Source organism: Actinomadura geliboluensis, from assembly GCF_043197915.1.
Classification (GTDB): domain Bacteria; phylum Actinomycetota; class Actinomycetes; order Streptosporangiales; family Streptosporangiaceae; genus Spirillospora; species Spirillospora geliboluensis.
In genome coordinates this window covers 157,814-180,679 of sequence record NZ_JBICUA010000009.1, presented here as the reverse complement: position 1 = coordinate 180,679, position 22,866 = coordinate 157,814, and the positions used below count along the sequence as shown (strand labels likewise).

Annotated in this window: 18 protein-coding genes and 1 pseudogene; 12 read left to right on the top strand and 7 right to left on the bottom strand. The window is 74.8% G+C overall.

Features of this window, described 5'->3' with window-relative positions:
• The first annotated feature begins 61 nt into the window (after nucleotides 1-61).
• Together ACGFI1_RS27960 and ACGFI1_RS27955 are read left to right on the top strand one after the other, a co-directional pair.
• Nucleotides 62-3,457 carry a DUF4132 domain-containing protein gene (locus ACGFI1_RS27960; protein ID WP_392789366.1) on the top strand — a complete coding sequence of 1,132 codons (3,396 nt, stop codon included), beginning with the start codon at nucleotides 62-64 and terminating at the stop codon, nucleotides 3,455-3,457.
• A gap of 131 nt (nucleotides 3,458-3,588) precedes the next feature.
• Nucleotides 3,589-4,185, top strand: a complete 597-nt coding sequence (locus tag ACGFI1_RS27955) for a class I SAM-dependent methyltransferase (RefSeq protein WP_392789364.1) — start codon at nucleotides 3,589-3,591, stop codon at nucleotides 4,183-4,185.
• Nucleotides 4,186-4,283: 98 nt separating this feature from the next.
• On the opposite strand, the gene ACGFI1_RS27950 is transcribed toward ACGFI1_RS27955, so the two are convergent.
• Nucleotides 4,284-5,213 (bottom strand): FAD binding domain-containing protein, encoded by a 930-nt coding sequence (locus ACGFI1_RS27950; RefSeq protein ID WP_392789361.1) that lies wholly within the window; start codon nucleotides 5,211-5,213, stop codon nucleotides 4,284-4,286.
• Nucleotides 5,210-7,732 carry a molybdopterin-dependent oxidoreductase gene (locus ACGFI1_RS27945; RefSeq protein ID WP_392789358.1) on the bottom strand — a complete coding sequence of 841 codons (2,523 nt, stop codon included), beginning with the start codon at nucleotides 7,730-7,732 and terminating at the stop codon, nucleotides 5,210-5,212. The genes ACGFI1_RS27950 and ACGFI1_RS27945 overlap by 4 nt, the downstream gene beginning before the upstream one ends.
• A gap of 131 nt (nucleotides 7,733-7,863) precedes the next feature.
• Between ACGFI1_RS27945 and ACGFI1_RS27940 the strand changes: the two genes are divergently transcribed.
• The 9 genes from ACGFI1_RS27940 to ACGFI1_RS27900 all read left to right on the top strand — a co-directional run bounded on the left by ACGFI1_RS27940 (nucleotide 7,864) and on the right by ACGFI1_RS27900 (nucleotide 16,136).
• The gene (locus ACGFI1_RS27940; RefSeq protein ID WP_387072658.1) at nucleotides 7,864-8,664 is read left to right on the top strand and encodes an SAM-dependent methyltransferase; all 801 of its coding nucleotides are present in this window, start codon (nucleotides 7,864-7,866) and stop codon (nucleotides 8,662-8,664) included.
• A 117-nt stretch (nucleotides 8,665-8,781) separates the two neighbouring features.
• Nucleotides 8,782-9,180: a hypothetical protein gene (locus ACGFI1_RS27935; RefSeq protein WP_386873976.1), complete on the top strand. Its 399-nt coding sequence runs from the start codon at nucleotides 8,782-8,784 to the stop codon at nucleotides 9,178-9,180.
• 49 nt (nucleotides 9,181-9,229) lie between these two features.
• On the top strand, nucleotides 9,230-9,730 hold the full coding sequence (locus ACGFI1_RS27930) for a hypothetical protein (RefSeq protein WP_392789354.1): 501 nt from the start codon (nucleotides 9,230-9,232) through the stop codon (nucleotides 9,728-9,730).
• Between the two features lie 114 nt (nucleotides 9,731-9,844).
• Nucleotides 9,845-10,552 carry a DsbA family protein gene (locus tag ACGFI1_RS27925; protein ID WP_392789352.1) on the top strand — a complete coding sequence of 236 codons (708 nt, stop codon included), beginning with the start codon at nucleotides 9,845-9,847 and terminating at the stop codon, nucleotides 10,550-10,552.
• Complete coding sequence (locus tag ACGFI1_RS27920; protein WP_392789350.1) at nucleotides 10,549-11,388, top strand: cytochrome c biogenesis CcdA family protein; 840 nt, start codon at nucleotides 10,549-10,551, stop codon at nucleotides 11,386-11,388. Before ACGFI1_RS27925 ends, ACGFI1_RS27920 begins: the two co-directional genes overlap by 4 nt.
• Nucleotides 11,389-11,456: 68 nt before the next feature.
• A complete protein-coding gene (locus tag ACGFI1_RS27915) occupies nucleotides 11,457-12,965 on the top strand; it encodes an ABC transporter substrate-binding protein (protein WP_392789347.1) in 1,509 nt (502 codons plus the stop codon).
• Nucleotides 12,962-13,885, top strand: coding sequence for an ABC transporter permease (locus tag ACGFI1_RS27910; protein WP_392733511.1), 924 nt, complete (start codon nucleotides 12,962-12,964; stop codon nucleotides 13,883-13,885). Before ACGFI1_RS27915 ends, ACGFI1_RS27910 begins: the two co-directional genes overlap by 4 nt.
• The gene (locus tag ACGFI1_RS27905; RefSeq protein ID WP_386873982.1) at nucleotides 13,882-14,655 is read left to right on the top strand and encodes an ABC transporter permease; all 774 of its coding nucleotides are present in this window, start codon (nucleotides 13,882-13,884) and stop codon (nucleotides 14,653-14,655) included. The genes ACGFI1_RS27910 and ACGFI1_RS27905 overlap by 4 nt, the downstream gene beginning before the upstream one ends.
• Nucleotides 14,652-16,136 (top strand): ABC transporter ATP-binding protein, encoded by a 1,485-nt coding sequence (locus ACGFI1_RS27900; protein WP_392789344.1) that lies wholly within the window; start codon nucleotides 14,652-14,654, stop codon nucleotides 16,134-16,136. The genes ACGFI1_RS27905 and ACGFI1_RS27900 overlap by 4 nt, the downstream gene beginning before the upstream one ends.
• On the opposite strand, the gene ACGFI1_RS27895 is transcribed toward ACGFI1_RS27900, so the two are convergent.
• The 3 genes from ACGFI1_RS27895 to ACGFI1_RS27885 form a co-directional block, all read right to left on the bottom strand.
• Entirely contained in the window at nucleotides 16,112-17,830 is a 1,719-nt protein-coding gene (locus ACGFI1_RS27895; RefSeq protein WP_392789341.1) for an ABC transporter ATP-binding protein, read from the bottom strand. The genes ACGFI1_RS27900 and ACGFI1_RS27895 overlap by 25 nt on opposite strands.
• A gap of 7 nt (nucleotides 17,831-17,837) precedes the next feature.
• Nucleotides 17,838-19,622: an ABC transporter ATP-binding protein gene (locus tag ACGFI1_RS27890; RefSeq protein ID WP_392789338.1), complete on the bottom strand. Its 1,785-nt coding sequence runs from the start codon at nucleotides 19,620-19,622 to the stop codon at nucleotides 17,838-17,840.
• A 219-nt stretch (nucleotides 19,623-19,841) separates the two neighbouring features.
• The gene (locus ACGFI1_RS27885; protein WP_392789335.1) at nucleotides 19,842-20,615 is read right to left on the bottom strand and encodes a phytanoyl-CoA dioxygenase family protein; all 774 of its coding nucleotides are present in this window, start codon (nucleotides 20,613-20,615) and stop codon (nucleotides 19,842-19,844) included.
• Nucleotides 20,616-20,684: 69 nt separating this feature from the next.
• Here ACGFI1_RS27885 and ACGFI1_RS27880 point away from each other — a divergent pair, with 69 nt between their 5' ends.
• Nucleotides 20,685-21,587, top strand: coding sequence for an AraC family transcriptional regulator (locus tag ACGFI1_RS27880; protein WP_392789332.1), 903 nt, complete (start codon nucleotides 20,685-20,687; stop codon nucleotides 21,585-21,587).
• Nucleotides 21,588-21,633: 46 nt separating this feature from the next.
• Here ACGFI1_RS27880 and ACGFI1_RS27875 read toward each other — a convergent pair whose 3' ends face one another.
• Together ACGFI1_RS27875 and ACGFI1_RS27870 are read right to left on the bottom strand one after the other, a co-directional pair.
• Nucleotides 21,634-22,299 (bottom strand): GntR family transcriptional regulator, encoded by a 666-nt coding sequence (locus ACGFI1_RS27875; protein ID WP_205719350.1) that lies wholly within the window; start codon nucleotides 22,297-22,299, stop codon nucleotides 21,634-21,636.
• Nucleotides 22,300-22,328: 29 nt separating this feature from the next.
• Nucleotides 22,329-22,739 (bottom strand): annotated as a pseudogene (locus ACGFI1_RS27870) (acyl-CoA dehydrogenase family protein); the annotation flags it as partial.
• Nucleotides 22,740-22,866 lie beyond the last annotated feature (127 nt).

The following is a 22,866-nucleotide window of genomic DNA, read 5'->3' as shown; positions in this document are numbered from 1 at the left end:
CGGCGAGCAGCGATGGGTGGATTCGAGGTGAGTTGTCGGTGAGCTGTTCTACGGTTTCTTCATGATCGACACGGGGAGCGGTGAGGACGCGTTCGTCATGCCGGAGGGGTGGCGGCGGGTGCGGCATGCGCGGCGGGACCGGGGGGACGTGCCGGGCGCGCCGGGGCTCGTGGCGGACGCCGTCGAGGGTGCGCGGGCGCTCGTTGACGCCGTGCGCGACGACATCGAGGTGGTGCTCGGGCTGCCGGGTACCGAGGGCGGCATCGCGGAGGCGGCGCGCGCTCACCTGGGCGGGGAGGCGAATCCGCTCGGCGCGGCGGCGATCGCGTACATCACCGCCCCGTTGAACGAGATGTCGGAGTTCTCCGAGCCGCCGCCCGACCGGCTCTTCATCGACGCCCTGGTCGCCGAGCACGGCATCGCGTTCGCGGCGCGGGCCTGGATGGAGTGGGCGGGGATCTACGCCGACAACCCCGCGTGCATCCGCGCCACCGGTCTGCCGGTGCGGCTGGGCACCGAGCGGCGCCGTGCTGAGCTGCGGGCGATGACGCTGCGGCGGCACCGTACCGATGAGCTCCACTGCGACTGGTGGCTGACCAGGGAGAGCGGCCGGGCGCTGCGCGGTCGGCTGGCCGCGGCGCCCGAGGACGTGTACGCCGAGGCCGTCGCACTGGTCGGGGACGTCCGCGATCATCCGCTGCAGAAGGCCGTCGCCGCGTATCTGCTCCCGACCCGGGAGGAGTGGGTCGAGGACCTGTGGGCGCGGCCCGGGGAGATCCGGCTCGGCCACCTGCCGGGGTGGCTGACGCTCTGCGCGCTCGGCCGGCCGCACCAGCCCGCCGAGCTGGGGCTTCCGCTCGGCTTCGAGTGCCGGCGCGACGTCGTCGCGACGCTGCTCGACGGCATCGGCGTCGATGCGGTGGTGCGGCTGCTGATCGAGGCCCTGGACGGCCCTTACATGACCGGCACCGACCGGACTCGGACGCTGCTGGGGTTCTTTCCTCCGCTCCCCCGGGACGAGGCGCTGCGGGCCCTCGTCGAGCGGGTCGACCGCCCCGAGGTCGTGCCGGCCCTGCTGGCCACCGCCCGCCGCCAGCCCGTGCGGGCGATGCGGCTGCTGCCGGAGTCGCCGGAGCCGCGGGCGGCCGAGTTGCTGTCCGCGCACGTCCGCGCCAACCCCGGCATCGCGGCGGAGGTCGCGCCCGGCCTCCCGGCCGAGCGGCGGGCGCGGATCCAGGAGATCCTCGACGCGAACACGCGCGTCCCGCAGACGTCGGACGTGCCGCCGCTGCTGACCGAGCCGCCGTGGACGCGTCCGCGCAAGGCGGTCAAGCCCGTCGTCATCAAGGATCTGCCCGCGCCCGGCTCCAACGCCGTTGTCTGGGGTCCCGGTGAACGCGACGTCTGGGCGGCGCGGGAGGCCGACCTGTGGGACCGGCGGGCCGAGGGCACCGATTTCGCCCAGCGGGCCGCGGACGTCGAGGAGGGACGCGGCTTCTCCATGACCGAGCGCCCCGTCCTGTTCCTCCGGGGGCCCGAGGATCTGGTGCGGCCGCTGCTGCCGCGGTGGGAGCCCGGCGACAACGAGATGTGGGAGGTGCACGAGTGGCTGCCGCCGCTCGTCGCACGCCACGGGACGCAGGCGTGCGGCCCGGCGCTGGCGGTCGCCGTCCGCGACCCGGGCGCGTTCGGGCAGTACCTGCTGCCGCTGCTCACCGACGAGGTCGCGGTGACGATGGCCGACTGGCTCGTCCGGCTGAAGTCCGGGGGCAGGACGGCCCGCGCGTGGCTGCGGCGCCACGGAACCGCCGCCGCACCCTCCCTCGTCCCGGACGCGCTGGGCAAGGCGGGCTCCGCGCGGCGTGCCGCTGAAGCCGCGCTGCGCTTCATCGCCGGCCGGCACGGCCCGGAGCCGATCGTGGAGGCGGCGCGGGTCCACGGCGACAAGGCCGCCGCCGCGGTCGAGGCGCTGCTGGCCCGGGACCCCCTGGACGATCTGCCCAAGAAGATCCCGGTCGTCGACTGGGCGGAGCCGCGCATGCTCCCGCAACTGCTGCTGCGCGGCCGCGAGCGGGCCCTCCCGGACGAGGCGGCCGGGCACGTGCTGACGATGCTGGCGATGTCGAAGCCCGGGGACGCGTACGCGGGCGTGGGGGTCGTCCGCGAGCTGTGCGATCCGGCGTCCCTCGCCGCGTTCGGGTGGGCGCTGTTCCGCTGGTGGGAGGTGTGCGGCGCGCCGTCCGCGGACGGCTGGGCGCTCACCCAGCTGGCGCTGACCGGCGACGACGAGACGGTCCGCCGCCTCACCCCGGTCATCCGGGCGTGGCCCGGGGAGGGCGGGCACGCCAAGGCCGTGGCGGGCCTGGACGTCCTCGCCGCCGTCGGCACCGACACCGCCCTGATGCACCTGCACTCGATCTCGCAGCGGGTGAAGTTCAAGGGGCTGAAGGCACGGGCGCAGGAGAAGATCCAGGAGCTCGCGGCCGAACTCGAACTGTCCGCCGAGCAGCTCGCGGACCGGCTCGTCCCGGACTTCGGGCTGGACGCGTCCGGGACGCTCACCCTCGACTACGGCCCGCGCCGGTTCGTCATCGGGTTCGACGAGGCGCTCCGGCCGGCGGTCGCCGACGAGGGCGGCGCGCGGCGCAAGTCCCTGCCCCGGCCGGGAGCCGGCGACGACCCGGCGCTCGCCCCCGACGCCTACAAGCGGTTCGCGGGCCTGAAGAAGGACGTCCGGACGGTCGCGACCGACCTGCTCGCCCGCTACGAGAACGCGATGGTCACGAGCCGCCGCTGGCCGGTGGCGGAGTTCCGCGACTTCCTCGTCGGGCATCCCCTCGCCGGGCATCTCGTCCGGCGCCTGGTCTGGCTGGCCGAGGACGGTCCCGCGTTCCGCGTCGCCGAGGACGGGACGTTCGCCGACTCCGCCGACGACACCGTCACCCTTCCGGAGACGGCGCTGGTCGGCATCGCGCACCCCGTCCACCTGGGCGGCGAGGTGAAGGCGTGGTCGGAGGTGTTCCTCGACTACGAGATCCTGCAGCCGCTCGAGCAGCTGGCGCGGCCCGTCCACGAACTCACCGGTGAGGAGCGCGAGACCGGCCGGCTGACCCGGTTCGAGGGGCTGGTGGCCCCGATCGGCGACCTGCTCGGCCTCGTCCGGCGCGGCTGGGTGCGCGGCCCGGCGATGGAGGCCGGCATCGAGTGGTACATCTCCCGCCGTGTCGCCGCCGACCGGCACCTGGTCGCCACCTACGACGGCGGCTTCCCCGTGGGGGCGCCCGACGAGATGGGCGACCAGACCTTGGCGGACGTCCGGTTCGCCGTGTACGCCGACCGCTACCGGAACGACCGGCCCGCCGCGAGCGTCCCGGACGGCCTCGACCCGGTGACCGTCTCCGAAGTGCTCGCCGATCTGACCCGGCTGACCTCTTCTTCGGCGAAGACAGACCGATGACCGGCACCGACCTCGCGGGACCTGGTGATTCGCCGCTGAAGGCCACCCCGCGGCGCCATGATCAGATCGGCCGGTAGCGTGCGGAGGGTGAGCACGGCGTCTGAACTCCCTCCCGGTCAGGTGGTCTGAGCATGACGAACTACGCCCGCATGTACCGCTTCGGCATGACGCCGTGGGAGCGCTATGGCAAGGCCGCCGGGGACAGCATCGCCGCGCTGCTCGACCGGGAGGAGGCGGACCGGTCCCGGCCGCTCGGCCGGGCCCTCGACCTCGGGTGCGGTCGCGGCCAGTTCACCCCCGAACTGGCGCGGCGCGGCTGGGAGGCGGTCGGGGTCGACTACGTCCCCGCCGCGATCGAGGCGGCCCGGAGCAAGGCGGAGGAAGGCGTCACGTACGTGGTGGGCGACGTGACGGACCTGGAGGCGTCCGGTCTCGGAACGTTCGGCTTCTTCATCGACATCGGCTGCTTCCAGGGTTTCCAGCCCGAGCAGCGGCGCGCCGAGGGGCGCGGGGTCACCGCGCTGGCCGACCCCGGCGCGACGCTGCTGATGCTCGCCTTCGGCGTCACCCGGCTCCGCTCGCGCATCGGCGGGGTGTCCCAGGCGGAGGTCGAGGCCGCGTTCCCGGACTGGGAGATGCTCGACGTCCGGCCCGCCGAGACCGCCGGTCTGGGCTGGCCGATGAACAGGACGTCCCCGCAGTGGTACCGGCTGCGGCGGCGAGGCTGACGACGAGGCCGGCCACCGCCGCCGCGTGCCTCAGGCCGCCGCGTGCCTCAGGCCGCCGCGTGCCTCAGGCCGCCGCGTGCCTCAGGCCGCCGCGTGCCTCAGGGGGACGGCGGCGAGCAGGCAGTGAGGGTGTCGATCAGGGTGGCCCGGAGGAGCGCCACCTTGTAGGCGTTCTGACGCAGGGGCGTGCACCGGGCGGTCGCCAGGTCGGCGGCGGCCGTCAGCGTCTCCTCGGTGGCGGGCTTGCCGAGCACGGCTTCGGCCACTTCCGTGAGGAGGAGCGGCGTGCGGGCCACTCCGCCCACGGCGACGGACGCGGTGGCGATGGTGTCACCGTCGAAGGTGAGACGGGCGGCGGCCTCGACCAACGGCCATTCGGCCATCTCGCGGGCGGTGGCGCGGCGGTACGCGGCTCGTTCGTCCGGCATCGGCGGAGGCATGACGACGGTCTGCAGGATCTCGCCGGGCTCCAGGCGGTGGTCGCGCGTGGGGTCGGCGCCGTCCCCGTACAGTTCGGCGATGCCCAGCGTGGAGCGGCCGTGGACCTCGGCGGTGGCGCCGTAGGTGAGGAGCGCCACGGCGAGCGAGGACGGGTGCGGGGCCACGCAGGGGCCCTGGTCGACGACGGCCGAGTAGAGGTGGGCGCCGTCGCGGGCGTGGCAGGTGTCGCCGCCCGTCTGGTGGCAGGTGAAGGCCGGGTTGCGCAGGTACCAGCAGCGGTTGCGCTGGAGGAGGTTGCCGCCGACGGTCGCGACGTTGCGGATCTGCGGGGTGGCGACGGCGGCGGCCGTGGCGGCGAGCGCCGGGTAGGCGGCGGTCAGCCGGTCGTCGGCGAGCAGGGCGGCGATCGTGGTGAGGGCGCCGACGCGGGCGGAGCCGTCCGGCCGCCAGTCGACGCCGCCCAGGCCGGGGACGCCGAGCAGGTCGACCGCGGGACGGTCCGCCCGGGTCATGACGTCGGTGCCGCCGGCGCGCGGCTCGCCGCCGGTGTCGCGGACGGCCGCGACGGCGGCCTCGATGGTGGTCACGTGCCGATCCCCTCAAGGAGCAGGTCGGGCCGGATGGGCAGGTCGTGCGGGCGCCATCCGGTGGCGTGCCGGACGGCGTTGCCGACCGAGGCGGCGACGGCCACGGTGCAGACCTCGCCGAGGCCGATGCCGCGGCCGGGGACGTGGTCCCAGCCCTCGGTGTGGAAGTGCACGTCGATCTCCGGGGTGTCGGCGATCCCGGGGATGCGGTAGTCCTCCAGGTTCGCGGTGAGGACGGTGCCGGTGGCCGGGTCCTCGTGGCGCTGCTCGAACAGGGCGTAGCCGATGCCCTGGATGACCCCGCCCTCGCACTGGTTGCGCGCCAGCCGGGGAGCGTAGACGTGGCCGGACGTCACGCCGCACCAGACGCGGGTCGGTTTGACGCGTCCGAGCAGGGTGTCCACTTCGACCTCGGTCACGACGACGGCTCCGGAGAAGCCCCGTCCGATGGCGAAGTGGTCGAGCGGGAAGGGCGTCACGTATCCGCGCCGGTCCCGCGGGCGCTTTCCGACGACCCGGAGCCCTTCGACCTCCTCAAGGGTGCGGGCGCCGAGGACCTTGCGGAGCCGGCGCGCCGCGTCCTCGGCCGCCGGGGCGACGGACGCGGTGGCGCAGCTGCTGGCGGACGTCGGCCCGTAGGCGTGGTCGCTGTCGCCGACCTCGACGCGCACCTGCGCGGGCCGCAGGCCGAGCGCGGACCGCACGACCTCGGCGATCACCGAGCGGGTGCCGGTGCCGATGTCCTGGACGGCGACGCGGGCGACCACGGCGCCCTGCTCGACCGCCAGCGCGACCTTGGTGCCGGGGTCGAGGAAGTACATGTAGTTGGCCGCCGCGACGCCGACGCCGCGGCGGAGGCGCCCGTCGCCGGGGTCCGCGCGGTCGCGCCACATGGGCAGCTCCGCGGCCCGGTCGTACAGGGCGTGGCGCTTGGCGTTGCCGTCCCAGCGACGGCGCAGGTCGATGGGGTCCTCGCCTCGGCGCAGGGCCATCTCGTCCACGCCCTGTTCCAGCGCCCACAGCATCGGCGGCAGGCCGGGGCCGCGGAAGGGGATGCCGGGGGCGCGGTTGGTGACGTGGTCGTAGTCGCGGATCCGGCGGGGCGCGTTGCCGTAGAAGAACCGCGAATGCCAGGCCGCGTTCGACCCGATGGACACGCCGGAGTCGCCGTGGGCGTCCATGGTGAAGGCGGACAGGCCGCCGCCGGCGTCCGCGAGAAGGGCCAGCTCGATGCGGACCCCGGGGCGGGTGCCGCCGTCGACGAGCTCCTCCGGCCTGCTGAGGACGACCCGGACCGGCGCGCCGTGCAGGCGGGCCAGCTCCACGGCGGCGGCCACGTCGGGGGTGACGTTGACCTTGGAGCCGAAGCCGCCGCCCACGTGCTCGGCCACGATGTGGACCTGCTCCCGGCGGAGGTTCCAGCGCTTGGCCGCCTGTTCAGCGACGCGGGTCACGGCCTGGGTGGACAGGTGGAGATGCAGTTCACCGTCTTCCCAGCGGGCCACGCAGCCGTGCGGCTCCATACAGGTGTGGGCCTGCACGCCGGTGGTGAAGGTGGCCTCCACCAGGGTCTGGCCGCCGTCGCTCCGGGCCTTCTCGATGCGCTTCACCGCCGTGCCGCCGCGCCAGCTCATGCCGGCCGGGCCGCGCACGTTGCCGTTCCACTTGGCGGACGCGAGCGGGCCCTCGTTGGCGCGCGGAGCCTCCTTGCGGGACTCCGCGGTCGGATAGACGACGGTCTCGTCCTCCGGCGAGAGCACGGCGGGCAGCACCGTGTAGTCGATCTCGACCCGCGCCGCGGCCTCCAGCGCCTCGGCCTTCGTGGGCGCGGCGACCGCCGCCACCGGCTGGCCCACGTAGCGGACGACGCGGTCCGCGGGCAGCAGTTCGGTCAGCGGACCGTCGTACCGGATCTCCCCCACCTTCGCGTGCGGGTGCGGCGACCGTACGATCACGCCTTCGAGCTGCCCGTCCAGGACGACGTCCGCCGTGTACCGCGCGGCACCCGTGATCTTGCTGAGGGCCTCCACGCGGGCCGGCGTCACCGTGCCGTCGTCGTGCTTCCCCGCGCACGCAGCCGCGACCGCCTCGTAGATGCCGACGTACGCGCCGCAGCGGCACAGGTGCCCGGCCAGGGCCTCGGCGATCTGCTCGCGGGACGGTTCGGACGTGCCGTGCTCGGCGCGCCACCGGTCCATGAAGGCCGCCGCCTCCACCACGAAGCCCGGCGTGCAGTAGCCGCACTGGAGCGCGTCGTGCTCGGCGAAGGCCCGCTGCACCGGATGGTCGCCGCCGAGGCCCTCGACGGTCGTGACCTCGCGGTCCGCCACCGCATCGGCGGGCAGCAGGCAACTCGCCGCCGTGCGCCCGTCCACCAGGACGGTGCAGGTGCCGCACACGCCCGTGCCGCAGGCGACCTTCGTCCCGGTCAGCCCCATCCTCTCGCGCAGTACGTCCGCCACGGTCTCCGCGGGTTCGGCACGGGTGCCGACGGACTTGCCATTGAGGCTGAATTCCATTCGCGCTCCATGCGCAGGGGGCTGATCAGCGTCATCGTGGCACAGCGAACAGGGTAAATCACCACTTTCGTGCTATCTCACCTTCTACAGTTGTCGCGACGTTTCATCGCTCACGGCAGACGGGAACCGCGGTGCCACCACAGCCGGGCGTGCCACAGGGGATCGATCCGAACACCCCGAACGTGGCGCGCATGTACGACTATGTGCTCGGCGGCAAGGACAACTACGCCGCCGACCGCGAACTCGCGGGCCACCTCATCGCCTCCATCCCGGACGGGGTCGAGGCGCTGCGCGCGAACCGCCGCTTCCTCGGCCGCGCCATCGCCCACGTCGCCGGGCAGGGCATCGACCAGTTCATCGACCTCGGCGCGGGCCTGCCCAACCAGGGCAACGTCCACGAGATCGCCCAGCGCGTCCACCCGCACGCGCACGTCGTCTACGTGGACATCGACCCGATCGTCATCGCGCACGCCCGCGCCCTGCTCGCCGCCGACGACCGCACCGCCGCCCTCCAGGCCGACATGCGCGACCCCGGAACCGTCTTCGCCTCCGACGCCGTGGCCCGCCTCATCGACTTCGACCGCCCGGTCGGCGTCATCTTCAACGCCATGCTGCACTTCGTCACCGACGCCGAGGACCCCGCCGGCATCGTCGGCGCCTTCACCGACCGCATGGCCCCCGGCAGCCACCTCGTCATCTCCCACAGCACCCTCGACGACCGCCCCGCCGACCTCGTCGAGATCATCAGGGCCGCCTACGAGAACGCCTCGGCCCCCATGGTCTTCCGCGGCCACGACGCGATCCTGCGCCTGTTCAACGGCCTCCGCCTCGTCGAACCGGGCCTCGTCAAGGTCAACCGCTGGCACGCCGACGCCGAGGAGGCCGCCGCCACCGGCGGCGCCTGGGTCTACGGCGGCGTCGCCGTCAAGTAGCGTCGCGCGTCACGGCGGGCCGGAGCCGTCGACCGCCCGCTCGTGTTGAGCGTTGCTGCTTTTCTGTCTCCTATAGTGAGCCGAGCATTCGTTTCGCTGGGAGGAAGGACGTTCGGCATGCCGTCGCTGGTGCGGAGGAGGCCCTCGTGGTCCCGGCCGTGCCTGGTGCTGGCGTTGCTGATCGTCCTGCTGACGGTCGGCTGCCTCATGCAGCTCGGCAAGGGCGCCGCCGCCTTCCAGTCGGCCGGTGCCGGTCCCGTCGCCGCCAGTGCGGCGGACGAGCCGCCGCGGGAGTCGGGGACGGAGCCGGGTACCGGGCAGTGCGGCAAGAAGACGGTGGCCGAGGCGCCCCCGGTCGCGCCCGCCGCCCAGCCGCTGCCGGTTCCGGCGGTCGTGCTGCCGGCCGCGCTCGCCGAGGGCGCGGCGGCGCCGCCGGGCGCGGTCGCCCCGGTGGCGCGCCAGGGACCCGCGCCGCCCCCGCCCGACCTCGCCGGACTCTGCGTTCTGCGGATCTAGAGGCCCCGTTCACCCGGGCCGCCAGATCCGACCGAACGGAGTCCGACCGATGATCTCTGCTCGCCCGTCCGTGCGGGCGTCCACCGGCATGCTCGCCAAGGCGGGCCGCGCGCTGGCCTCTTGGCCGCGCCGACGCTGGGCCTTCGCCGCCGCCGGCGCCGCCGGGGCCGCGCTGCTGGTGGGAGCGCCCACCGACGTGATCCCGAATCCGCTGTTCGGCCGTTCCGTGCCGGTGCAGTGGTGGAACTACCCCGTGCTCGCCGTCACCGCCGTCCTGTCCGGGCTGGTCCTGGCCACCTATGCCGGACGGCCGTCCGGCGCGGGCCGGCGCCTCGGCCCGCTCGGCGGACTGCTGTCGTTCTTCGCGATCGGGTGCCCGGTGTGCAACAAGGCGGTGCTCCTGCTGCTGGGCACCTCCGGCGCGCTGACGATCTGGGCGCCGCTGCAACCGGCCGTGGCCGTGCTGTCGATCGCCCTGCTGGCCGTGGCCGCCGTGCGGCGCCTCGCCGGGGAGATCGACTGCCCGGTCGGCGCGCCCGGCTCGTCCTGATACTTCCTCCGCACCGCGCGCGCCGTGCCGCGCGGTCAGCCCGCCTGCGCTGACCACGGGTCGCGTTCACGCACGCCCGGCCGCGCCGCGCTCTCTTCGAAAGGCGTTTCCGCCATGTCGGCTTCATCCCGCAAGACCCGCTCCCTGACCATCGCGGCCGTGCTGCTGGGCGCGGCCCTGGTCCTCGGCCTGGCCGCCGCCCTCAGCACCCGGGGCGGCGGGGAACCGGCCGCCGGGTCGCCGTCGCCGTCCGCGTCGCCGTCGCGGTCGACGTCCGGCGGCCCCGACCTGGCCCGGCGCAAGGACGGCGACCCGTTCGCGCTCGGCCGCACCGACGCCCCGGTCGTCATGATCGAGTACAGCGACTTCCAGTGCCCGTTCTGCGGCCGGTTCGCCCGCGAGACCAAGCCCCGGCTGATCAAGGAGTACGTGGACGCCGGCGTGCTGCGGATCGAGTGGCGCAACTTCCCGATCTTCGGGGACGAGTCGAAGGCCGCGGCGCAGGCGGCCTACGCCGCCGCGCGGCAGGACCGCTTCTGGGCGTTCCACGACCGGCTGTACGCCGAGCCGCGGCGCCGCAACTCCGGCGACTTCGCCCGCAAGCACCTGATGACCTGGGCGCGTGAAGCGGGCGTGCCCGACCTGGACCGCTTCCGGGCCGACATGGAGAGCGGCGAGGCCGAGGACTCCATGATCGCCGACCAGGTCGAGGGCTACCGGATCGGCGCCGCCAGCACCCCGACGTTCCTGATCAACGGCCGGCCGCTCCTCGGCGCCCAGCCGTTCGAGGTGTTCGCCAAGGCCATCGAGGAAGCGCGGTGAGCGTCGGCTACGTGGCCGCCCTCCTGGGCGGCGTCCTGACCCTGTTCAGCCCGTGCAGCGCGCTGCTGCTCCCGGCGTTCTTCGCCTACTCCTTCACCGAGCGGACGCGGCTCGTCGCCCGGACTGCGGTCTTCTACCTCGGGCTCTGCACGACGCTGGTCCCGCTCGGCGCCGCCGGGGCGCTGGCCGGCCGGCTCTTCTACGGGCACCGCGAGCTGCTGGTCGCCGTCGGCGGCTGGACGATCATCGCGCTCGGCGTCGTCCAGATCGCCGGGCTCGGGTTCGGCTCCACCCGGCTCCAAGGGCTCGCCGCCCGGCGCGGCAAGGCCGGGTCCGCGCTGTCGGTCGGCCTGCTGGGGGCCGTCTACGGGCTGTCGGGCTTCTGCGCCGGGCCCCTGCTCGGCGGCATCCTCACCGTCTCGGCGGTCGGCGGCAACCCGCTGTACGGGGCGTCGCTGCTGGCGGTGTACGCGCTGGGCATGGCCGTCCCGCTGTTCGTCCTGGCCTTGCTGTGGGACCGCTACGACCTCGGCCACCGCCGCGTCCTGCGCGGCAGGCCGGTCACGCTCGGGCCGCTGCGGGTGCACTCGACGTCCCTGGTCGGCGGGCTGTTCTTCATCGTCCTCGGGACGGTGTTCCTGCTCTTCGACGGCACGTCGGCGCTGCCCGGCCTGCTGGACCCCGACACCGAGTTCGCCTTGGAGGAGACGGTCTCCCGCATCGGCGCGGCCGTGCCGGACGGCCGGCTGCTGGCGGTCCTCGCCGGCGGGGCCGCCGTCGCGGCCGCCGCGTTCCTGTGGCGCGGCCTGCGGGAGGGCCGCCGCTCGCCCGATTGACGACATTGATAACCGTTTTCATTTTCGTTAGTGTGTGGCACCCCGCGTCGCCGTCCCGAGGGAGAGCCATGCACGACCAGTTGACCCGCCGCGCGTTCCTGGGAGCCGCCGCCGGAGCCGCCGTCCTCGCCGGGTGCGGGACGGGCCCCTCCTCCTCCGGCGGCGGCAGGCTGCGCGCGGCGTTCGCGGGCGGCGGCGCGACGGAGGTGCTCGACCCGCACCTGGCCAACCTGTTCGTCGAGGCGGCGCGGGCGAAGGCCATGTTCGACAAGCTCGCCGACCTCGGCGACGACGTCGCGCCGCGTCCCCGGCTGGCCGAGCGCTGGGAGGCGAGCGCCGACTTGCGGACGTGGCGCGTCACCCTGCGCGAGGCGGTCTTCCATGACGGCAAGCCGGTGCGGGCGCAGGACGTCCTTGCCAGCTACGCGCGGATCCTCGATCCGAAGGGCGCCTACCGGGCCCGGTCCAGCCTGGCGCTGATCGACCTCGGCAACAGCAGGGCGGTGGACGAGCGCACCGTCGAGTTCGCGCTCAAGCGGCCGTTCGCGGAGTTCCCGAACGCGCTCGCGGCCTTCGGCGCGTACATCGTCCCGGCGGGCCTGCGCGACTTCTCCAAGCCGGTCGGGTCGGGGCCGTTCCGGTTCGCGTCATGGCAGCCGGGCCGGGCGGTGCTGCTCGCCCGCAACCCGGACTACTGGGACGGCGCCCCGCACATCGGCGAGCTGGAGTTCCTGATCGCCAACGAGGAGTCCGCCCGGATGAACGCGCTGCTCGGCGGCCAGGTCGAGTACGCCCACGACATCTCGCCGGCGACGGCGCGCCGGCACGGCTCCCGCGCCCGGTTCGTGCACTCCCCGAACAGCAACATGCAGGCGTTCGCGATGAAGGTCGACCGGCCGCCGTTCGACGACCGCGACCTGCGCGAAGCGCTGTTCCTGCTCGCCGACCGGCGGCGGCTGGTCGACACGACGATGCCGGGCGCCGGCCAGGTCGGCAACGACCTGTTCGGCAAGGGCTACCTGCACTACGCCGCCGGCATCCCGCAGCGCGAACCCGACCTGGACCGTGCCAAGGCGCTCATCAGGAAGGCCGGGGCGGACGGGACGACGATCGAGCTGACCACGTCCCAGGCCGCGTCCGGCTTCGTCGAGGCGGCCACCGTGTTCGCCGACCAGATCCGCGCCGCCGGGCTCAAGGCCAAGGTCGTGACCGGCGACAAGGACACCTACTGGTCCGACATCCTCAAGCGGGGCACGCTGGTCAGCTTCCGGTCGGGGGCGATGCCGATCGAGACGCACATCTCCCAGCGGCTGCTCTCGCACTCGACCACCAACGCCACCAGGTGGGCCAGGCCCGACTTCGACGCGCTCTACGACCGGGCCGTCTCCTCGCCGCGCGAGCAGGACCGCAAGGACGCCTTCGACCGGATGCAGCGCATGCTGCACGCCGAGGGCGGCCTGCTGGTCTGGGGATTCGCCGACGGCATCGTCGCGACGGCCCGCAACGTGACCGGCGTGCGCGGCGCCCCCATGAACACCCTGGACTGGGCGCGCTTCGACAAGGTCCGCCTGGGATGAGCCTCCCCCGCTACGCCGCGCGGCGGCTGCCGCTGGCGTTCGCGCAGGTCGCCGCCGTCACCACCGTGATCTTCCTGCTGACCGAGCTGCTGCCGGGCGACGCCGCCGTGGTGCTGGCCGGCGACTCCCCGGATCCCGCCCGGGTCGCGCAGATCCGCGCGGGCCTCGGCCTGGACCGTCCGCTGCCCGAGCGGTTCGCCGAGTGGGCGGCCGGGCTCGCGCACCTGGACCTCGGCAGCTCGATCGTGTCCGGACGGCCGGTGGCGGAGATCGTCCTGGCCGCGCTCGCGCCGACCGCGCTGCTGGCCGGGCTGACGCTGGCGCTGCTGGTGCCGCTGGCCATCGCGGCCGGGGTGGGCGCGGCGGTCCGGGAGGGCGGCCTGCTGGACCGCGCGCTGACCTCCACCGGCGTCGCGCTGTACTCGGTCCCCGAGTTCGCCCTGGCCATGCTGCTGATCGCGGTGTTCTGCGGGTGGCTCGGCCGGCTGCCCGCCACCGCGATCGACGGGCTCGGCGCCGCCGTGCTGGTGCTGCCGCTGCTCGTGCTGCTGGCCCGTCCGCTGTCGTCCACCGGGCGGCTCGTCCGCGCCGGGATGATCGACGCGCTGCACGCCGGCTACACCCGGCACGCGCTGCGGCTGGGCGTCCCGGTGCGGCGCGTCCGGTACGCGCACGCGCTGCCGAACGCCCTGGCGCCCGCCGCGCAGCAGCTCGCCCGCACCGTGGACTGGCTGCTCGGCGGCGTCATCGTCGTGGAGGCGGTGTTCGTGGTCCCGGGACTCGGCACCGTCCTGGTGGACGCGGTCGCCGACCGGGACCTGCCCGTCGTCCAGGGCCTGGCGGTGCTGTTCGCGACGACGACCGTCCTGGTCAACCTGGCCGCCGACCTGGCGGCGTTCCGCCTGGTGCCGCGCGCATGAGGCGGCCGCCGATCGTCCCGCTGCTGCTGGTGGCGGTCCCGCTGCTGATCGCGCTGGCCGGGCCGTGGCTGGCGCCGGGGTCGGCCGGGACGTCCGGACGCGGGGCGGCGTTCGCCGCGGACGGCCCGCTCGGCACCGACTTCGCCGGACGGGACGTGTGGGGCCAGGTCCTGCTCGGCGGCCGGACCCTGGTCCTGGTGGCGCTGGCCGCCACCGCCGGCGCGTACCTGCTGGGCGTCCCGTGGGGGCTGGCCGCCGCGACCGCGCCGCGCCGCGCCGTGGACGAGGCCCTGATGCGCCCGCTGGACCTGCTGCTGGCCGTGCCGTCGCTGCTCCTGCTGATCCTGCTCGCGGCCATCGGGTCCGGCGGCGCGCTGGTGTGGGCGCTCGCCCTCGTCCACCTGCCCGACATCGCCCGCGTCACCCGCGCGGCGGCGCTGGACGCCGCGCACGGGACGGCGATCGAGGCCATGCGGCTGCAGGGCGAGCACCGCTGGCGCACCGGTGTCCTGTTCGTCGGACGGTCCGCGCTGCGGACGCTGGTCACCGACGCGGGCACCCGCCTGACCGGCACCCTCTACCTGGTCGCCGCCGCCGCGTTCCTCGGCATCGGGGTCTCCCCCGACACCGCCGACTGGGCCGTGATGATCGACCGCAACCGGGCGGGCCTGTTCCTCAACCCCTGGTCCGTCCTCGCGCCCGCGCTGCTGATCGTCATGCTCACCGTCGGGCTCAACCTCGCCGCCGACCGCGCCTTGGAGGAACGGTGATCGAAGTGGTGGGCCTGCGGGTCCGTTCCGCCGCCCGGACGCTGGTGGACGGGGTGGGCTTCACCGTCCCGGAGGGGCGGGTCCTCGCGCTGGTCGGGGCGTCCGGCAGCGGCAAGACGACGACCGGGCTGGCGCTGCTCGGGGAGCACCCGCCGGGCACCGAGGCCACCGGCACGGTGCGGATCGACGGGCGGTGGCCCGCCGCGGCCGGCGCCGTCGGCTACATCCCGCAGCATCCTTCGTCCGTGCTGAACCCCGCCCGCCGGATCGGGCCGGTGCTCCGGGGCATCGCCCGGCTGCACGGCACCGATGCGGCCGCCGCGCTCGACGCCGCGCGGCTGCCCTCCGGCGGGGCGTTCCTGCGCCGATTCCCGCACCAGTTGTCGGGCGGGCAGCAGCAGCGCCTCGTGCTCGCCCAAGCCCTGCTGGCCGCGCCCAAGGTGATCGTCGCCGACGAGCCCACCACCGGCCAGGACGCCGTCACCCGCGCCGAGCTGGTCGGGGTGCTGCGCGGCCTCGGGGTGACGCTCGTCCTGCTCAGCCATGACCTGGACGTCGTCCGGGCGCTCGCGGACGACGTCGTCGTGCTGCGTGGCGGCAAGGTCGTCGAAGCGGGCCCGGACGTCCTGGACGCGCCGCGCGGCGACTACGCCAAGGCCCTGGTCGCCGCGCAGCCCGACCCCGCGGCGCCCGTCACCGCCCGGCCGCTGCCGGACGCCCCGCTGCTGCGCGTCCGCGACCTGACCGCAGGCCACGCCGGCCGCCGGGACCGTCCCGCCGTGGACAGGGTCAGCCTCGACCTGGCCGATGGGGAGCGGCTCGGAATCGTCGGCCGGTCGGGCGGTGGCAAGACGACGCTGGCCCGCTGCGTCGCGGGGCTCCACCCGTGGACGGGCGGCAGCGTCGCCGTCGGCGGCGTGCCACTGCCCGCACGGCCTCGGCGGCGCACCCGCGCCCACCGGAGGCTGGTGCAGTACGTGTTCCAGGACGCGCGCGCCTCCTTCGACCCGTGGCGTCCCGTCCACGAACAGGTGGCGCGCACTGCCGTCCGGCTACGCGACCTGCCCTCCACCCAAGCCCGAGCAGAGGCGCTCGACAGCCTGGAGCGCATGGGCTTGGACGCGTCGGTCGTCCGGCACCGCCCCGACCGGCTGTCCGGCGGCGAACTCCAGCGGGCCGCCCTCGCCCGCGCCCTCCTCGCCGGGCCCCGCGTGCTCATCTGCGACGAGATCACCTCCGGGCTCGACACGCTCACGCAGGCCGCCATCCTGGACCTGCTCGCCGGCTTGGAACTCGCGCTCGTCTTCATCAGCCACGACCTCGGCGTGGTCGCCCGGATCGCCGACACCGTCGCCGTCGTCCACGACGGCCGCCTCGTCGAGCACCGGCCCGCCGCCCACCTCCTGCGGGCACCCGAGCATCCCCTCACGAAGGCCCTTCTCGGAGACCCGGACGGTCAGCGGGCAACGGTCTGGCGGTAGCGCTCGTCGGTGCGGAGGAGGGCGCGGTGCGTATCCTCGGCGGTGATGGCGCCGCCGTCCAGGACGAGGACGCGGTCGGCGGCGTCCAGCAGGGCGGGGCTACTGGTGATCACGACGGTGGTCCGGCCGCGCCGCAGACCGGCGATGCCCCGCGCGATGAGCTGCTCGGTGACCGCGTCAACGGCGGTCGTCGGGTCGTGCAGGACGAGGACCGGGCTGTCGGCGGCGAGCGCGCGGGCCAGCGACAGCCGCTGGCGCTGCCCGCCGGACAGGTTCGCTCCCCGGTCGCGGACGGGGTGGTCGAGCCCGTCGCGGTGCAGGGCGACGACGTCGGTCAGCATGGACGCCTCGACGGCCGCCGCGACCTCCCCGGCGGTGCCCGACGGGTCGATGTTCGTGCGGAGCGTGCCCGCGAAGATCTCCCCGTGCGACGGGTTCACCAGCAGGTGCTCGCGGAGCCCGTCGGTCGACAGGTCCGCGGTGTCCCGGCCGCCGACCCGCACCGCGCCCTCGTACGCGCCGGGCGGGACCTCGCCCGACAGCAGCGCCATGAGGTCGGCGGCGGCGCGCTGCTCGTAGGCGGCGATCGCCGTGAACTCCCCGGCGGGCACGTCGAACTTCAGCTCGCGCAGCGACCCGTACCGGACGCGGTCGACCTCCAGGCCGCCGTCCGCGTCCGGGCGCGCCGTGCCCGGCACCGCCACCGGCGGCGCGGCCAGCACCAGCGCCATCCGCTCGGCGGACGCCCGCGCGACCATGATGTGCTTCGGCATCTCCGAGAACAGCTTGAGCGGTTCCATGATGAACTGCGCGAGCCCGACGGCCATGACGAGTTCCCCGGTGGTGATCCTGTCCTCGAACGCGAGCCAGCCCGCCAGCAGCGTCACGGCGGTGGCGAGGAGCGCGTTGAGCGCCAGCGCGGCGCCTGCGTACGCGCCGTTGGCCCTGGCGACGGTGACCGCCTGGTCCCGCGCCTCCCGGCTGACCCGGCGGTAGGACGCGAACGCCGCGTGGTTGCCGCCGAACCCGTGCAGCGGGCGCAGGCCGGTGATCAGGTCGGCGACCTTCGCGCCCGCCCGCGCCACCCGGGCCTGCTGCTCGCGGGTGCCGGTGCCGATCCGCTTGGACAGCACGCTCAACACCGTCAGGACCGCGACGGTCCCCGCGATCACCAGCAGGCCGAGCCCGACGTCGGCCAGGCCCAGCGCGACCGCCGCGATGAGCACCGCGACCAGCGAGCTGACCAGCAGCGGCACCACCTCGATGATGTCGGCGGTCTGGTCGGCGTCCTCGGTGGCGATGGTCAGCACCTCGCCGGACTTCAGGTCGGCGTCCCGGGCCACGGGCTGGAGCCCGCAGGCCGCGACCCGCACCCGCCAGCGGTGCGCCTCGGTCGTGTTGGCCTTCTGCAGGATGCGCATCCCGAACCGCCACGAGAACGACACCGTCGTGATGATCACGGCGAGCGCGGCGACGGACAGGCCGAGCGCGCCGAGGCTCCGGTCGCGCATCGTGTGCTCGACGATCAGGCCGAGCGCGATGGGGAAGGCGGTCTCGCCCGCCTGGTACATGCCCATGAGGACGGTGCCCGCGGTCATGGCGCCCGCGTTGCGGCGCAGCGCGGTCCGCAGGATCGCGGAGCCCGTGCGGGGTCCCGGTTCGGCGGCGGTCGTCGTCTCCGCGGCGGTCGTCATCGCCGGATCAGCCCCCGGCCCGCCAGGCGCGCCACAGCCGCGCGTACCGGCCGCCGAGCGCCACCAGTTCATCGTGGGCGCCCTGCTCCACGACGCGTCCGGCGTCGAGCACGGCGATCCGGTCGGCCGCCATGGCCTGGGTGAGCCGGTGCGCGACGAACAGCGTCGTGCGCCCCCGGCACGCGGCGAGGACGGCCCGCTCCAGCGCGGCGGCGCCCTGGCTGCCCGCCTCCGCGGTCGACTCGTCCAGCACCACGACCGGCGACCGGCTCAGCACCAGCCGGGCCAGCGCGACCTGGGTGGCCCGCGTGGCGTCGAGGCGCTCGCCGCCCTCGCCGACCAGGGTGTTCAGCCCCTCGGGCAGGGCATCGACCCAGCCGTCCGCGCCGACCGTGCGCAGGGCGTCCATCAGCTCGGCGTCGGACGCGTCCGGCGCGGCCAGCCGCAGGTCGTCGGCGAGCGGGCCGGAGAACACGTGCGTCTCCTGCGTCAGGATGCTCACCAGGGCCCGCGCGCCCGCCTCGTCCAGGTCGGCGAGGTCGACCGGGCCGATGCGCACCGACCCGGCCTGCGGGGTGCCGATGCCCGCGATGAGCGCGGCCAGCGTCGACTTGCCCGCGCCCGTCGCGCCGACCAGCGCGAGCGAGCCGCCCGCCGGGATCACCAGGTCGACGTCCCGCAGGACCGGCTCCTCGGAACCGGGATAGGTGAACGTCAGCCCCTCGACCGTGACCGGGTGGGCCGCGGCGTCCGGCTCGGCGGGCGTGCCGCCCACCAGGCGCTCCTCGGCGGGCTCCTCCAGCACCCCGACGAGCCGGGTCAGGCTCGCGCCCGACTTCTGGGCCTCGTCGAAGGTGAACAGGATGGAGCCCAGCGGGTTGAACAGGCGGTGGAACAGCAGCGGGGCCGCCGCGACCTCGCCCAGGCCGGCGGCGTCCGCCTCCAGCAGGGCGTACCCCACCGTGATGATCAGGACGAGCCCGATGAACTCGGCGCGGTTCTCCCGGCCGACGAACCGGCCGAAGAGGCGGAACACCTCGATGCCGAGGTCGCGCACCCGCCACGACTCGCGGGTCACCCTGGCGCGGAACGCGTCCTCCAGCCGGTACGCGCGGACGGTGCCGATCCCGTCCAGCCCGCTGATCAGCTCCTGCGCCCGGTCGGCCTGCGCCGCGCGCTGCCGCCGGTAGAGCGGCGCCGACCTCGGCAGGTACCAGCGCAGGGCCAGCGCGTAGGCGGGCAGCGCGCCGGCGCCCGCCAGGCCGAGCCGCCAGTCGAGGCCGAACATCCCGGCGGTGGCGATCGCGACGAGCACGCCCGCGGAGAAGACCGTGGGGACGGCCGTCCGGATGCCCTTGGACAGGACGGCGACGTCGTCGCCGACGCGGGAGAGCACGTCCCCCCGGCCGACCTGCTCGATCCGCGCGCTCGGCATGCCGAGCACCGCCCGGACGGCGCCCTCCCGCAGCCGCGCGAGCAGTTCCGCGCCGAGCCGCCCGATCAGGTACGTCGACGCGGCGGTGGCCGCGGCGCCGAGCGGCGCGGCGGCCACCAGCAGGGCCCCGATCGTGATCAGGATCGAAGGCGAGCCGCCGCCGGCCACCCCGTCCACCACCCGGCCGAGCAGGAGCACCGGCAGGACCTGGAGCGCCGCGCCCGCCACCGTGGTGAGCGCCGCGGTGCCCGTCAGCCACGGCGTCTCGCGGCAGTGCGCCGCGACCCAGCGGGACGCCTCGCGCCCGGACGCCGTGCGCAGGGCCGCCGGGGCGACGCGCGGGACGGCGGTGGTCACTCCCAGCCGACCGACGTGACGATCTCGGCCTCCTTGCCCGGGGCCTTCGCGATGTGCACCGCATTGCCCCGCCACGGCTCCATGACCGCGCTCATCCGCGCGGGCCGAGTCCGGCTAGCACTACTTTCCTCCGAAATCAGAACTGATTAAGGAGAGCCTAACCTAAATAGGATCATGGACTCCGGCCCGGGCGGCGTGCGCCTCATCCCTGGTTGCGCCTCACGCCCACGGCCTCGGGAAGTCGTCGCCGTCCAGGCGGGCGCCTTCGGTGAGTCCCAGCGGGTCGGTCACGGGGTGCGGGGCGCCGTTGAAGACGGTCTCCTCGTCCATGTAGATGACGACGTGCGCGAGCCTCGCCATATCGGTCGTGTTGGGCAGGGCCATATGGCCGGTGTAGCCGCTGTGGAAGGTGCAGTCCCCGGCCCGCAGGGGGATGGTCACGCGCGGGATCCACCGCAGCGCCGGATCCGCCTCGAACAGGTCGCCCTCCTCATGGAGGTCCTGCGCGCGCAGGCCGCTGCGGGTCTGGGTACCTGGGAGGAACGTCATGCAGCCCCGCTCGGGCGGGACGTCCACCAGTGCGATCCACGCCGAGAGCGGGAGCCGGTCGTCGGTGTGCGGCCAGTACGGCCGGTCCTGGTGGAACTCGGTGGCGGTGTTGCTGTGCGGCTCCTTCACCAGCATCTGGTCATGCCACAGCCGCACCGGGAACCCCGCGAGCTGCTCGGCGACCCGGCCGAGCCGCCGGTCGAACGTGAGGTCGCGCAGGGTCTCGTCGCGCCGCCAGACGTTGACCAGCTGGCTGAAGGCGCCGCCCTTCTCCAGGCTCTCCCCGCGATGGGATTCGAGGTACGCCTCCGCACCCGATCTGAAGCGCTCGACCTGCGTGCGGTCGAGCACGCCGCGGACTCGGACGAATCCGTTCTCGCGGTAGCTGCTGACGAGGTCGTCGGAGAGGCGTCCGTCCGGGCCGAGGTCTGTCTCTTCGCTCATGTGGAAAGCCTCGCAACGGCCGCAGGAACCGGCTAGGCCGATGTCGTCCTCCAGTCGTACGATTCCGACATGACCACGGTGCTGCACGAGCGGGCGCTGTTCGCGGACGGGCCGATCTGGGGAGGCGTGCAGCGGCTGTCCGCGGACGTCGAGGCCCACGCGCACGACTTCGTGGAGATCGCCGTCGTCGGGCCCGGCCGGGGCACGCACGTGACCGCCAAGGGCGGGCACCGGCTGCGGCACGGCCAGGCCGTCGTGCTCCGGCCGGGCGCGTGGCACGGCTTCGAGGGCTGCGCCGATCTCGTCGTCGCCAACTGCTGCGTGTCGGCCAAGGCGCTGCGCTCCGACCTGGAGGGCGTGATGCTGGTCCCGGCGCTGCGCCGGCTGCTGTGGACGGAGCCCGTCGCCTCCGGCTCCCGGGGAGTGGCGGTCACGGCCGTCGAGCCGGACGCCGCCGACGAGGCCATCGACCAGATCCGGCGGCTCGAAGCCGACCTGTCGGGTGCCCCGCCCCGCACCGGACGCGCGCTGGGCAGGCTCGTCACCGTCCTCGGCATCCTCGCCGACGCGGGCTCCCCCGGCGCCGCCGGGCCCGGCATGCACCCGGCGGTCGCCGCCGCCATCGCGCGGATGGAGGCGGCGCCCGCCGAGGCGTGGCGGCTGGACGGCCTCGCACGCGCCGTCAACCTCGACCCCGACTACCTGGGGCGGCTGTTCGTCCGGCACGTGGGGGCGTCCCCGCTCGCCCATCTGGCCCGGATCAGGGCGGAACGGGCCGCCGACCTGCTCGCCCACTCCGACCTCCCGGCCGCGCGCGTCGGCGCGGCCGTGGGCTGGGACGATCCGACCTACTTCGCGCGGCGCTTCCGCGAGCTCGTCGGCCTGACCCCGACCGCGTACCGGCGGACGGCCAGGCCGCCGCTGGGAACCTGCCCGACGACTGGGGATCGTCGAGGGCCGGGGGAGCAGTGAGGAACGTACTGAGTCGCCGTCCAGTAGTCCAGGAGTCGCGCGCCGGTCAGCCGGCCTGCGGTGCCAGGACGGCGCGCAGGACGTCCAGGGCGCGCTGCCGGTGCGCGTCGAGCTCGCGGACGAGCCGGTCGGCGTCCCGGGCGCGGACCGCCTCGATGATCCGGTCGTGCGCGTCCACCGAGGCCGCGCGCTCCGCCGGGTCGTTGTAGTACATGGCCCGGTACACCTCGGTGGAGTCCCAGAGCAGCCGGATCAACCGCAGGACGTGCGGCTGGCCGGGCGTCTCCAGGACGGCGAAGTGGAACGCGCGGTTGGCGGCCAGTTCGGCGGCGACGTCTCCGGCGGCGGCGGCCTCGGCGCAGGCGCGGGCGGCCTCGCCGATGCGCCGCAGCGCGGCGTCGTCCAGCATCGGGAGGGCGTGCCGGGCCGCGCGCTCCTCCAGGATCTTGCGCAGCTCGTAGATCTCGCTGAGGTCCTCGTACTGGAGTTCGGTGACGACGTACCCGCGCCGGGGCCGGTAGGTGAGCTGCCCCTCCTCGGCGAGGACGCGCAGCGCCTCCCGCACCGGCGCGACGCTCAACCCGACCTGCGCGGCGATGTCCTCCTGGTTGACCCGCTCGCCGGGCCGGACGTCCCCCGACGCGATGCGGCGGCGCAGCGCGTCGACGGCGTGCTGCTGGGCCGTGGGCACCGTGGCGCGGGGATCTTTCACCGGGCCGAGCATAGCCGCGGGCGCGCCGGTCAGCGGAACGCCTGGACGCCCGTCAGGGCGCCGCCGATGACGAGGGCGTGGACGTCCGCGGTCCCCTCGTAGGTGACGACCGACTCCAGGTTGTTCATGTGCCGGATCACCGGGTACTCCAGCGAGATCCCGTTGGCGCCGAGCACCTGGCGGGCGCTTCGGGCGACGTCCAGCGCGGCGTTGACGTTGCCGAGCTTGCCCATGCTGACCTGCTCGGGGCGCAGCCGCCCGGCGTCCTTGAGCCGGCCGAGGTGCAGGGCGAGCAGCGTCGCGCGGTTGACCTCCAGCGCCATGTGGGCGAGCTTCTGCTGCTGGATCTGGGTGCCGGCGATCGGCTTGCCGAACGCGGTGCGCTCCCCCGCGTACTTCAGCGCGGCCTCGAAGCAGGCGCGGGGCGCCCCCGCGGCGCCCCCCCCCCACCCCGCCCCCCCCCCCGGCGGGGGGGGGGGGGGGGGGGGCCGCGCCGGCGCGCCCCCCGGGCCCCGCCCCGGCCGGGCCCCCCCCCCCCCCCGCCGCGCCCGCCGCGCCGCGCCGCCG